The organism is Pseudoxanthomonas sp. PXM01, from assembly GCF_014851815.1.
Lineage (GTDB): Bacteria > Pseudomonadota > Gammaproteobacteria > Xanthomonadales > Xanthomonadaceae > Pseudoxanthomonas_A.
The window spans coordinates 982,781-995,050 of the sequence record NZ_JACVAJ010000001.1 but is presented as its reverse complement, the minus strand read 5'-3'; the positions used below and the strand labels follow the sequence as shown (position 1 = coordinate 995,050).

10 protein-coding genes are annotated in these 12,270 nt (G+C 66.4%); 5 read left to right on the top strand and 5 right to left on the bottom strand.

The annotated features are described in order from the left end of the window. Positions 1–43 precede the first annotated feature (43 nt). From tsaE to IB230_RS04470, 5 genes are all read left to right on the top strand, one after another. Entirely contained in the window at positions 44–526 is a 483-nt protein-coding gene (gene tsaE, locus IB230_RS04490; protein WP_192269169.1) for a tRNA (adenosine(37)-N6)-threonylcarbamoyltransferase complex ATPase subunit type 1 TsaE, read from the top strand. A gap of 87 nt (positions 527–613) precedes the next feature. Beyond that, a complete protein-coding gene (locus IB230_RS04485) occupies positions 614–2,134 on the top strand; it encodes an N-acetylmuramoyl-L-alanine amidase (RefSeq protein ID WP_192269166.1) in 1,521 nt (506 codons plus the stop codon). 64 nt (positions 2,135–2,198) lie between these two features. Then, complete coding sequence (gene mutL, locus IB230_RS04480; protein ID WP_192269163.1) at positions 2,199–4,001, top strand: DNA mismatch repair endonuclease MutL; 1,803 nt, start codon at positions 2,199–2,201, stop codon at positions 3,999–4,001. A 1-nt stretch (position 4,002) separates the two neighbouring features. Next, positions 4,003–4,938: a DUF1684 domain-containing protein gene (locus IB230_RS04475; RefSeq protein WP_192269160.1), complete on the top strand. Its 936-nt coding sequence runs from the start codon at positions 4,003–4,005 to the stop codon at positions 4,936–4,938. Positions 4,939–4,950: 12 nt separating this feature from the next. Further along, positions 4,951–5,910 carry a TraB/GumN family protein gene (locus IB230_RS04470; protein ID WP_192269157.1) on the top strand — a complete coding sequence of 320 codons (960 nt, stop codon included), beginning with the start codon at positions 4,951–4,953 and terminating at the stop codon, positions 5,908–5,910. Positions 5,911–5,949: 39 nt separating this feature from the next. Here IB230_RS04470 and rnfB read toward each other — a convergent pair whose 3' ends face one another. The 5 genes from rnfB to IB230_RS04445 all read right to left on the bottom strand — a co-directional run bounded on the left by rnfB (position 5,950) and on the right by IB230_RS04445 (position 12,053). Beyond that, positions 5,950–6,414: an Rnf electron transport complex subunit RnfB gene (rnfB, locus tag IB230_RS04465; RefSeq protein ID WP_192271273.1), complete on the bottom strand. Its 465-nt coding sequence runs from the start codon at positions 6,412–6,414 to the stop codon at positions 5,950–5,952. Next, the gene (gene metG / locus IB230_RS04460; protein ID WP_192269154.1) at positions 6,380–8,443 is read right to left on the bottom strand and encodes a methionine--tRNA ligase; all 2,064 of its coding nucleotides are present in this window, start codon (positions 8,441–8,443) and stop codon (positions 6,380–6,382) included. The genes rnfB and metG overlap by 35 nt, the downstream gene beginning before the upstream one ends. A 124-nt stretch (positions 8,444–8,567) precedes the next feature. Beyond that, entirely contained in the window at positions 8,568–9,008 is a 441-nt protein-coding gene (locus tag IB230_RS04455) for a DUF2147 domain-containing protein (protein WP_192269137.1), read from the bottom strand. Positions 9,009–9,111: 103 nt separating this feature from the next. Beyond that, entirely contained in the window at positions 9,112–9,924 is an 813-nt protein-coding gene (locus IB230_RS04450; protein ID WP_192269133.1) for a sel1 repeat family protein, read from the bottom strand. Positions 9,925–10,076: 152 nt separating this feature from the next. Then, complete coding sequence (locus tag IB230_RS04445; RefSeq protein WP_225589181.1) at positions 10,077–12,053, bottom strand: S9 family peptidase; 1,977 nt, start codon at positions 12,051–12,053, stop codon at positions 10,077–10,079. Between the last annotated feature and the right edge of the window lie 217 nt (positions 12,054–12,270).

The window sequence follows — 12,270 nt, the reverse complement described above, 5'->3', positions numbered from 1 at the left end:
GGTTCGGCGTGGCATGCGGCGCACGACCGCTTAGAATCGCCGCATGCACGTGTTCCTTCCCGACAACGACGCGACCGAAACGCTGGGGCAGGCGCTTGCGCGTACGCGCCCCGCCTCCGCCGTCGTGCACTTACAGGGCGACCTTGGCGCAGGCAAGTCCACGCTGGCACGCGCGCTGCTGCGGACGCTCGGCGTCGCAGGTGCGATCCGCAGTCCCACCTACACCTTGGTCGAGCGCTATCCCGTCGAAGGAGGGGAGGCCTGGCATCTGGACCTGTACCGCATCGGCGATGCGGGCGAACTCGAGTTCCTCGGGTTGGACGAAGGTGCCGTGGTGCTGTGGCTGGTCGAATGGCCGGAACGAGGCGCCACCGCACTGCCTGCCGCCGACCTGCATGTGGCGTTGGCGGTCGAGGGTACCGGCCGCTCGGCCCGGCTCACCGCGGAGTCATCCACCGGCGAGCAGTGGCTGGCCCGTGTGGGGATCGAAGGGCAGTTGCAGACACCATCTCTCCAGCTCGGTTAGGAACATCCGCCAGGTCACGGATTATTAAGGGAAAACACCTTGCATTCGTGGGCGGATGGTGCTTGAATCCGCGGCATGAACCCGGGGATGCCCACCACTGCCGCGTTGCGCCTCGCCTTGGCGAGCGTCTTGGCGTCGGTGCCGTGCACGCTGCTGGCCGGTGAAGTCACCGGCGTCACCGTCGCCCAGGGCAGTACCGGTACGCGGGCGGAGATCCAGCTCGCCGGTGCCGGCCAGTACAAGACCCTCATGTTGAAAGGCCCGGATCGGCTGGTCGTCGACCTGCCGGCCTCGACAGCGAAGGCCGGCCTGCGCCTGCCGACCCCAGCGGGGATCGTCCGGGCCGTGCGTACCGGTCAGCCCGACGCGAGCACGCTGCGCATCGTCTTCGACCTGGCCTCACCGGTCACCGCACTCAAGCCGCGGATGGAGCAGGAAGGCGCCAACTCGCGGCTGGTGATCGAGTGGCCGGGCGACGGTGTGGCAGCGCCCGCCACGTCCGTCGCCACGACGACGGCAATCCCTCCGCCGGCGGCGACGCCTCCGTCGGCGTCCACGCAGGCGGATGCCGCCCGTGCCACCGCGCTGCTGACCGCCCAAGTGGTCCAGGCCGGCACGACACCCGCCACCGTGCAGCCGACGCCGACCTCGCCCTCGCCGCAGGCCATCCTCAATGGCCAGGCGACGACGGCCGCGGTGCCGGCGCAGACGGCGGCGGGCGAGCGACCCACCTACACCATCGCCACCGGCCAGCCCACGCCGATGCCGGGCGCGACCGCCACGACGACCGAGGCAGCACCTCCTGCAGAAACGCCCAGACCGCCGGCAGCCATCGCCGCCGGCACGCGCCCGCTGGTCATCGCCATCGACCCCGGTCATGGCGGCCAGGACCCCGGCGCTATCGGCCCCAGCGGTCGCTATGAGAAGCACGCGGTGCTGGCGATCTCCAAGGAGCTCGCGCGCCAGATCAACGCCACGCCGGGCATGAAGGCGTACCTGGTCCGCGACACCGATGTGTATGTCGAGCGCCCGCAGCGCGCCCGCAAGGCGCGTAGCGCGAAAGCCGACATGTTCGTCTCGATCCATGCCGACGCCGCGGAGAACCGCAGTGCCTGGGGCTCATCCGTCTACGTGTTGTCGCTGCGTGGCGCGTCTTCGCAGCACGCCCGCTGGCTGGCCGACAAGGAAAACGCCTCCGACCTGGTCGGCGGTGTGCGCCTGACCAAGGACACGCTGTCCAACGTGCTGCTGGATCTGGCCCAGAGCGGTCATATGAAGGCGTCGCAGGACGCCGCCGGCCATGTGCTGACCTCGCTGAAGGGCCTGGGCAAGACCCACAAGCCGCAGATCGAGTTCGCCAATTTCGAAGTCCTGCGCAACTCCGACATGCCGGCCATGCTGGTGGAGACGGGCTTCATCTCCAATGCGGACGAAGAGAAGCGCCTGTTCGATCCGTCGCACCAGCGCAAGGTCGCGGGCGCGGTGCTGGAGGGCATCCAGTCCTACTTCACCCGCCAGCCACCACCGGGCACGCTGTTCGCCGCCCGCGCGCAGGCTGAGGCCGACGCGCGTACGGTCGCGGCTGGCGGAGCTGCAGGCGCGCCCTGATCGCGCACCCGCTCGGCTATCATCACGGCTGACTCCCCGAGACGGCGCCCTGCGCCGCCAGCACGTGCCGATCCGCCAGCTTCCCGACACCCTTATCAACCAGATCGCCGCGGGCGAAGTCGTCGAACGCCCCGCGTCCGTGGTCAAGGAGCTGGTCGAAAACGCCCTCGATGCCGGCGCGCGCCGCGTCGACATCGATCTCGAGGAAGGCGGCGTCCGCCTGATCCGCATCCGCGACGACGGTGGCGGCATCGCGCCGGAAGAACTGCCGCTGGCCGTATCGCGCCACGCGACCAGCAAGATCGCCTCGCTCGACGACCTGGAGGCGGTCGCCACACTGGGTTTTCGCGGCGAGGCGCTGCCATCAATCGCCTCGGTCAGCCGCTTCGCGCTGACGTCGCGCCGCGCGCAGGACGAACACGGCGCGTCGCTGCAGGTGGAAGGCGGCAGGGTCGGCGAGGTGGCTCCGAAGCCGCATGCCGTCGGCACCACCGTGGAAGTGCGCGAGCTGTTCTACAACGTGCCGGCACGGCGCAAGTTCCTGCGCGCCGAGCGTACCGAGATGGGCCACATCGAAGAGTGGCTCCGTTCGCTGGCGCTGGCGCGTCCTGACATCGAGCTGCGTGTCTCGCACAACGGCCGGCCATCGCGGCGCTACAAGGCGGACGAACTGGAATCGCTCGCCCGCCTCAGCGAAACGCTGGGTGACGACTTTTCCCGAAGCGCGCTGCGCGTCGACCACGCCGCCGCCGGCCTGCGCCTGCACGGCTGGATCGCGCAGCCCAGTTATTCGCGCGCGAGCGCCGACCAGCAGTACGTCTACGTCAACGGCCGTTCGGTGCGTGACCGCAACATCGCGCATGCGGTGAAGATGGCGTATCAGGACGTCCTCTTCCACGGTCGCCAGCCGGCCTACGTGCTGTTCCTAGAGCTCGATCCCACCCGTGTCGACGTCAACGTCCATCCGGCCAAGCACGAAGTACGCTTCCGCGATACGCGGCTGATCCACGATTTCGTCTACCGCACGTTGCATGAAGCGCTGGCGGAAACGCGCGCCGGTGCACTGCCGCAGGACATCGCTCCGTCGCCGTTCGCGGCGCGACCCTCCATGCCCGTACCGTCCGCCTGGATGCCCACGCAGCAGTCGCCACTGGGACTGAATGTGGCGGAGGCGCCGGCTGCGTATGCCGCCCTCTATGCGGCTCCGACGGCCGCTGCGATGTCGACCGGCACGATGGCGCCGCCGTCCGCGCATGCGATGCCGGCCGACGACGTCGACGGCGTACCGCCGCTGGGTTTCGCCATCGCGCAGCTGCACGGCATCTACATCCTGGCGGAGAACGCCGATGGCCTGATCGTGGTCGACATGCATGCCGCCCATGAGCGCATCGGCTACGAGAAGCTGAAAGGCGCGCACGACAGCATCGGTCTGCGCTCGCAACCGCTGCTGGTGCCGATGGCGCTGGCGGTGGCCGAACGCGAGGCGGACGTGGCCGAGCGCGAAGCCGCTACGCTGGCGACCCTCGGTTTCGATGTCACCCGCAGCGGCCCGCAGTCGTTGAACGTGCGCAGCATTCCCGCCCTGCTGTCGAACGCCGAGCCCGAGGCGCTGCTGCGCGACGTGCTGGCCGACCTGCGCGAGCATGGCGAGAGCAGGCGCGTGGCCGCCGCGCGTGACGAACTGCTGGCGACGATGGCCTGCCACGGCGCCGTACGCGCCAACCGTCGGCTTACGCTGCCGGAAATGAACGCCCTGCTGCGCGAGATGGAAGCCACCGAGCGCTCCGGGCAATGCAACCACGGCCGCCCGACCTGGGCGCGCTTTTCCTTGAACGAGATCGATCGCTGGTTCCTGCGAGGACGCTGACATGGGGAAGAACAGGGGATGGCTGGGGATGGCCATGCTGGTGGGATTGCTGGCCGGCTGCGGAGGCGAGGACAAGACCGCGGCCACCGGCAAGGTGGCCGACGCCCGTTTCCTGGCCGACAACGCAGCCTGGCGCGAGCAGCGCAAGAACGAGCTGATTGCGCCCGATGGCTGGACCAGCCTGGTCGGCCTGCACTGGATCGAGCTGAAATCGCACTTCATCGGCAGCGGGCCGGGTAGCGGCATCAAGCTTGCCGTCGGTCCCGCCAAGCTGGGCATGATCACGCAGCAGGACAAGCGCGTGTACCTCACGCCCGAGGGCGGCACCGCGCTGACCTACAACGGCGAACCGTTGAAGGGGCGCGTGGAACTCGAAAGCGACCGGGATCCGAATCCGTCCATGATCGGCTTCGACGACGGCAAGGGTCTGCTGACGGTGATCGAGCGCGGCGGCCGCCATGCGTTGCGCGTGAAGCATGCGGATGCCGAATCGCGGACGCAGTTCATCGGGCTCGACTATTGGCCTGTGCAGGAGGCGTGGCGTGTCGACGGGCGCTTCATTCCGCATCCACCGGGCAAGACGCTTACCATCGTCGACGTGATCGGCGTCGCCAACGAGTCGCCGAATCCGGGCGTGGTGGAGTTCGAGCGTGATGGCAAGACCTTCCGGCTGGAGGCGCTTGGCCAGGCGGGCGGACCGCTGTTCTTTGTGCTGGCAGACCGCACCAGTGGCCATGGCAGTTACCCGGCCGGTCGCTTCCTGGATGCCGACGCGCCGCAGGCGGGCAAGGTGGTGCTGGACTTCAACCGCGCCTACAACCCGCCCTGCGCCTTCACACCGTATGCGACCTGCCCGCTGCCGCCCGCGGAGAACCGCCTAGACCTGCTCGTGGATGCGGGCGAGAAGGCCTACGCGAAACCGATCAAAGTGCTCTGAAGGAAGTCGCCGATGCTGCTGCGCCGCTCACTGAAAGCCCTTGTCGTCACCGCGCTGCTCGGCAGTGCGTCCGTCCTTGCGGCAGACGCGCCGAAGCCCGCCGGTGCGCCGGTGCCGTTGCTGTGGAAGGTGTCGGATAAGGACAACGCCGTCTACCTGCTCGGCTCGTTCCACCTGCTGCGTCCGAGCGACTACCCGCTTTCCCGCGATGTGGCTGCTGCCTTCGATGATGCCGAGCGCCTGATGTTCGAGTTGTCGCCGGAGGACATGCGGTCGCCGGCGTTGGGGCAGCTGATGGTGCAGGCCGCGCTGCGGACCGATGGCAAGACGTTGCAGCAAGACCTGGACGAAGCGACATGGGCGAAGTTCGAGGCCTGGGGAACGGCCAACCAGGCCACGCTGCAGCAGATGCAGATGCCGCCGCAGGTCCTCTCGATGTTCGAGCCCTGGTTCGTCGCCGTGACCATCAGCATCGTCGAGATGACCAAGCAGGGGCTGGATCCCAAGCTGGGCCTGGACAACCACTTCATGGACAAGGCGCTCGCCGCCGGCAAGCCTACCGGTGGGCTCGAGCGCGTGCAGGAGCAGATCGCAGTGCTGGATGGCATGGACGCGACCGAGCAGCGGCAGTTCATTGCCGAAGCACTGGACGACGCCGACAAGGGGGCAGCGGAAACCCGACGCGTGCACGACGCCTGGCGTCGCGGCGATGCCGAGGGCCTGTGGACCACCATGGCCCTGGATATGCGTGATCGCTATCCGCGCCTGTACCGGCGCATCAATGTGGAGCGCAACGACGCCTGGGTACCCAAGATCCGGCAGCTCCTCGATCAGCCGGGCGACGACGATGCGCTGGTCGTGGTCGGCGCGCTGCACCTGTTGGGTGAGGACGGCGTGGTGGAAAAATTGCGGGCGCACGGATATACCGTCGAGCGCGTGTGTTCGGCATGCAAGGCCGGCGGTCGCCGGTAAGCCTGTTCGAGGGATGAGTCGCGGGCGCGGTCGTCGCGCTCAGGCCGGTTGCATCACGATGCAATCCACCGGACAGGCGGGCACGCAGAGCTCGCAGCCCGTGCAGAGCGGCTCGATCACCACGTGCATGTGTTTTGCGCCGCCGATGATGGCGTCCACCGGGCACGCCTGGATGCACTTCGTGCAGCCGATGCAGTCGGCTTCTACCACGACGGCGACGATGGCGGGCTTGTGGGTGCCGCGCGCACGGTCGTACGGGAGCGGCGGTACATCCAGCACACGGGCCAGCATCCGCGCACCCTCGTCGCCACCAGGCGGGCAGTGGTCCACGCCGGCATCGCCGCGTGCCATCGCCTGCGCGTACGGGAGGCAGCCGTCGAACCCGCACTGGCCGCATTGAGTCTGCGGCAGCAGGCGATCGAGGCGTTCGACGAGATCGGCGTTCATCGCCGTGGCGCGGCTGGCGGTATCAGCGCACCGGCATGCCGGGCAGGGCGCCGGCATCCGCGTCCAGCAGCGCCAGCGCGCCGCCATCGAAACCGGCCGACAGGATCATGCCTTCGCTCAGACCGAAGCGCATCTTGCGGGGGGCGAGGTTGGCGATGAACACCACGTTGCGGCCGATCAGCTTGTCCGGCTCGCCGTAACTGGCGCGGATGCCGGAGAAGATCTGCCGCTGGCCCAGATCACCGGCATCCAGCAGGAAGCGCAGCAGCTTGTCGGAGCCGTCCACGAATCCGCATTCCAGCACCTTGCCGACGCGCAGGTCGAGTCTGGCGAAATCCTCGATGCCGATGATGCCCGTCGCGTCCTTCGATTCCGCGGGTGCGGAGGACTTGGCTTCCGTCCTCTTCTCGGGGGCGGCAGGCGCGGGCACGGCGGCGAGGGTGTCTTTGGAAGCGTCGGTCATGGCGTCGATCAGTTTCGGGTCGATACGGGTGAAGAGCGGGGAATACGGCTGGATGACGTGCGCCTGCAGTGGCGCCGCAACGTCGGCCCAGGTCTCGACCGGCGCACCGAGGAACGCCTCGGCCTCCGCGGTCGTGCGCGGCAGCACCGGCTTCAGCGCCGCGGCAAGCACACGGAACAGATTCAGTCCTTGCGAGCAGACAGCCTGCAGTTCGGCGTCCGCGCCTTCCTGCTTGGCGATCACCCACGGCTTGGTCTCGTCGACGTACTTGTTGGCTTCGTCGGCCAGTGCCATCGTCAGGCGCAGGGCCGTGGCCGGTTCATTGCGCTCGTAGGCGGCGGCGATCGGCGTAAGTGCGTCGACGAAACGCTGGTACATGGCCGCATCCGGCAGCGTGTCGGCGAGACGACCACCGAAGCGCTTGTCGATGAACCCGGCGCAGCGGCTGGCGAGGTTGACGAACTTGCCCACCAGATCCGCGTTGACACGGGCGATGAAGTCGCTGAGGTTCAGGTCGAGGTCTTCAACTTGGCCATTGCCCTTGGCCGCGAAGTAGTAGCGCAGTGCCTCAGGCTCCAGACCCACATCAAGGTAAGTGCGCGCCATGATGAAAGTGCCACGGCCTTTCGACATCTTGGCGCCATTGACGGTCAGGTAGCCGTTGACGTGCAAGCGCGTGGGGGCGCGATGGCCGGTGCCATGCAGCACCGCCGGCCAGAACAGGCCATGGAAGTTGACGATGTCCTTGCCGATGAAGTGGTGCAGTTCGACGTCGGTGCCGGCTTCCAGGTGCGGGGCGAACTCGAGGCCGCGCTCGGCGCACAGGTTGCGGAAGCTGCTCAGGTAGCCGATCGGTGCATCCAGCCAGACATAGAAGTACTTGCCGGGCGCACCGGGAATCTCGAAACCGAAGTACGGCGCATCGCGCGAGATGTCCCACGCGCGCAGGCCGCCCTCGGCATCCAGCCATTCGCGCAGCTTCGCCTTGACGCCGGGCAGCGCGACATCGCCGGCCAGCCATTCGCGCAGGAAGGCATCGAAGCGGCCGACTTCGAAGAAGTAGTGTTCCGAATCGCGGATCTCTGGCGTGCTGCCGGACAGGATCGATTTGGGCTCTTTCAGGTCCGTCGGTGCGTACGTCGCGCCGCAGACCTCGCAGTTGTCGCCGTACTGGTCTGCGGAGCCGCAGTTGGGACAAATGCCCTTGATGTAACGGTCGGGCAGGAACATGCCCTTGGCCGGGTCGTAGAACTGCGCGACGGTGCGTCGACTGATGTGTCCACCCGCATCCAGGCGCTGGTAGAACTGCTCGGTCAGCGCGCGGTTGGCGGCGGAGTTGGTCGAGTCGTAGTGGTCGAAAGCCACGCCGAACGCGGCGAAGTCGCGCTCGTGGCTGGCCTGGATGCCGGCGATGAAGGCTTCCGGCGTGACGCCGGCCTTCTCCGCCGCCAGCATGATCGGCGTGCCATGGGTGTCGTCGGCGCAGACGAAGTGCACCGTGTCGCCGTGCATCCGTCGTGCCCGCACCCAGATGTCTCCCTGGATGTAGCCCACCAGGTGGCCCAGGTGCAGCGGACCGTTGGCGTAGGGCAGGGCATTGGTGACGAGGGCAGTACGGCTCATGACGGGCTTCGAGACGGGGGGCGGCGATTATCGCACGGCGGGGTGAATGCCTTTTCCTGCGGCCAGAACGCGACGGGCCCGGCGATGCCGGGCCCGTGGTGTGGCGTGGCGGCTTGCGCAGGAATTACTGGCGGAGCCAGGTCTGCGACTTGCACATGAAGGCGATGCAGCCGGACACCTCCAGCTTCTTGCCGCCCTCGAGCAGTTCCATCTTCGACTTGTACACCTTGCCCTCGTCGGGCTTGAGGATGGTGCCGCCGGCGTACTGGCCACCGCCCTCGGCCTTCATGCCGCGGATGATCTCCATGCCGGTGATCGGCTTGTTCCTGCGATCATCCTTGCACTTGTCGCAGGTCGGGTTCGGCTTGCTCGGGTTGATCAGCTCGACGATGCGGCCGGTGATGGTGCCGTTGGCCGCCTGGGTGATCTCGACGAACGACTTCGGCTTGCCGGTGTCGTTGTCGATGGTCTTCCAGCGACCGACCACCGGATCGGCGGCAGATGCCACCATCGACAGGGCCATCAGCGGAGCGGCCAGCATCGCGGCCATCAGGGTCTTGCGCATGTTCCCCTCCCAGGGATGTAGGTCAGCCCCGCCGGCGAGGACCGGCGGGATGACGCTGTTATACCGCATCCGCTGGCGTATGGAAGGGTCGCGGGGGCGTGGTTCAGCCGTCCTTCTGCGTTCCGAGGTCGGACTCGTCGCGTTCCGGCGTCTGCGGTTCCTCCGCATCGACGCGGGGTGCCGTAGCGGGGATGCGGGAGCCGGGCGAGTCCCGCTGGATCTGCTCGACTTCGCCGACGCTGACGCGGCCTACGCGAGGCTTCATCCAGACGCTGTCATGCCACGCCTGGTACAGCTTGGGATCCCAGAAGCGCTCGTCGTAGAACTTGGTGCCATCGATCTGCTCGAATCCGCCAGGCCCTGGAACGTAGATCTTCACGTTGCCCGCGAACCCGGTGCGACTGCCGGTCACGTTGCGGCGCTCGCGCCGCAACACCCCGGCAAGGCGCGGTTGCGCTGCCGCGTCACCGTACTTGGCGTAGATGTTCTGCCCTTCTTCGAGCGCACGCGAGCGCTGCTCTTCCGTCAGTTGTCGCCAGTAGCGTTCCCGGAGCAGCAGGAATCCTTCGTAGCCGCGCTCGGCTGCCAGGTCCATCCAGATGTAGCCGAGCACGGGGTCCTTGGCAGTGCCCTGGCCGCTCCAGTACATCTCGGCGACCATGCCCTGGGACGGCTTGTCGCCGTAGTAGGACGCGCGCTGGAAGAAGCGGAGCGCGTCTTCATGGCGGGTGGCTTTGAACTCCTCGAGGCCGAGCAGGCGATAGCGAAGGTCGGGATGCGACGTCAGGAAGCCTGCCGACATCATCAGGCGATCTTCGGTGGGGTCCGGTGGGGGGGCGCCGAATGCCTGGGTAGATGCCAGGCAGGGTGCCAGCAATGCGGCGGCAAGAACGAAGTGCCGAGACTTGATCTTCATCATCTTCCTTTGACTTCCTGCTCGTTGTGACGCGTCCATGCTGCGGCCTTGCGGTGCAAATGGCACCTACCGGAAGTCATGCGGGAGTGTCGTGACCCGGTTGTACCAAAGAAAAGGCCGGCCGAAGCCGGCCATTTCCGTGTGCGGGTGGATCAATCGGCCTTCGCGGGCGCACCCACTTCGACATGTCCGCCGATATGGCGGGCGAAGAAGCCCAGCATGGTGGTGTAGAGCTTCACCCGGTTCTCGACGTCGTAGAAGCCGTGCATCTCACCCGACTGGATGATCATGCCCTCGGGCGGATTGCCTGCAGCGATCAGCGCCTTGTTCATCAACTCCGTCTGCTCCGGGGGCGTGCGCACGTCACGGGCACCAGCAGCCAGATAGACCGGAATCTTCACTTCGGCAGCGCGGCGCGCGGGCGAGTTCTCGGCCCAGGACTTCGTGTCCGTCCCGTGCGTGCGGCGCAGGTAGCGCTGTCCGGATTCACGTTCCGGGATATCGCCCTTCTTGAACATCATGTCGACGTCGTAGACGCCGACATAGCCGAACGTGCACTTGAACAGTCCGGGTGCGCGGATGGGCGCCATCAGCGAGGAGTACCCACCGAAGCTGCCACCATAGATGCAGATGCGATCCTTGTCGGCGTACCCATGGCTGATGGCCCACTTCGTCGCGTCGATGATGTCGTTCTGGATGCCCTGACCCCACTGCTGGTGTCCGGCGTCCTGGAAAGCCTTGCCGTAGCCGCCGGAACCGCGGTAATTGACCTGGAGCACCGCGTAGCCGCGGCTGGCGAGCAGTTGGGTTTCCCAATTGAAGCCCCAGTTGTCGCGGGGACCGATCGGGCCGCCATGCGGATTGACGATCAGCGGCAAGTTCTTGCCCGTAGAGCCCTGCGGAAGCGTGAGGTAGCCGTGGATCTGCTTGCCGTCCTGCGAGGTGAAGCTGAAGGGCTTCACCGAGGCCATCTTTTTCTTGTCCAGTTGCGGCTTGCGCTGCATCAGGAAGCGTGCCTTACCGGTGACTCGATCATAAAGATAGAGCTCGCCCGGATTGTTGTCGCTATAGACGCTGACGATGATCTTCTTGCCATCCTGTGTGTGGCTGGCCAGATCGACCATCTGACCCTCGAAGGCACCCGCTAGGGAGCCGTAGATTTCTGCATCCGGATGGTTCTCGTCGATGAGCTTCACCGCGGGCGCCCCCGCCTCGGTAACCACGCCGATCAGCGAGGCATCGTCGGTCGACCAGATGTAGTCAGAGACCTCGGCCACCTTGTCCTGGAACAAGGGGGTGAACTCACCGGAGGAGGTATTCAAAGTGCCAATGGCTGCGGGTGCCTTGCCGTCGTCCTGTTCGGCGTAGACGGTGCCGTTGGACGATGTCCGAACGACATACAGGTGCTTGCCCTCCGACTTGGATGCATTGACCAGCGTCCAGCTCTTTCCGTCACGACGGTACAATTCCGTGCGTTCGTCGTACTCGCCCTCTTCGTCGCGGCTGGACGAACACACCGCGAACCGGGGTTCCTTGGCCGCATCCAGCACGATGCCGCAGTTCTCCTTGGGAGCACGGCCCATGGAGACGCGACGTCCGCTGAGCGTGTCCATGCGGAACACTTCGGTTCCGACGCCTTCGGAGGAGCGTGGCGTGATGGCGGACATGATGACGTACTGGTCGTCGTCCTTCAGTGTATCGAGCAGCGAGAATCTTTCGGTGCTGACGGTCTTGCCGCGCTGCGTCGCGTCGCGGGTGCCGTAGAAGATGAGCGGGCGCGCCTGGCTGCCGTCGGCGTTGACCGCAAACCACTCACCAGTGTTGAACGGCTGGGCGTAGCCGCCAAGTTTCTTGACCGAGTTGAACATCAGCCGGGTGGGACTGACCCAGTAGAAGCTGCCCACGCTCTTCTGGTCTGGAAGCTGGTTCACTTTGACGAGTGAAAGGTCGCTGGTGCGGAGCACCGCGAGCACATCCTGCTCACCCTTGTCCACGGTCATCGCCAAGTACTCGCCATTCGGCGAGATCTTGACCGTACTGTAGGCCGCATGGCTTACGAAATCGACGATTGGCTGAGGGGACGGTGCCGCATGCCCAGGCACTGCCAGCACGCTCGCCACCGCAAGCATCGATGTCGCAAGTAAGGAATTCTTCATTAGTCCCCCGAATTTAGGAATCGCCCCGAATGAAATTGCCCGGCGACAGTGATTTCCGACCGTCGCGGCACGCCCCGTGGGGCGTGACTGGATACCGACTTTAACAGGAAAATTTAGGGCCTTGACAGCTCATCCGCACATGCCGGGTGCCGGGCGCTGATGGCGTATCAGCGGCGCCACGCGGTATGCG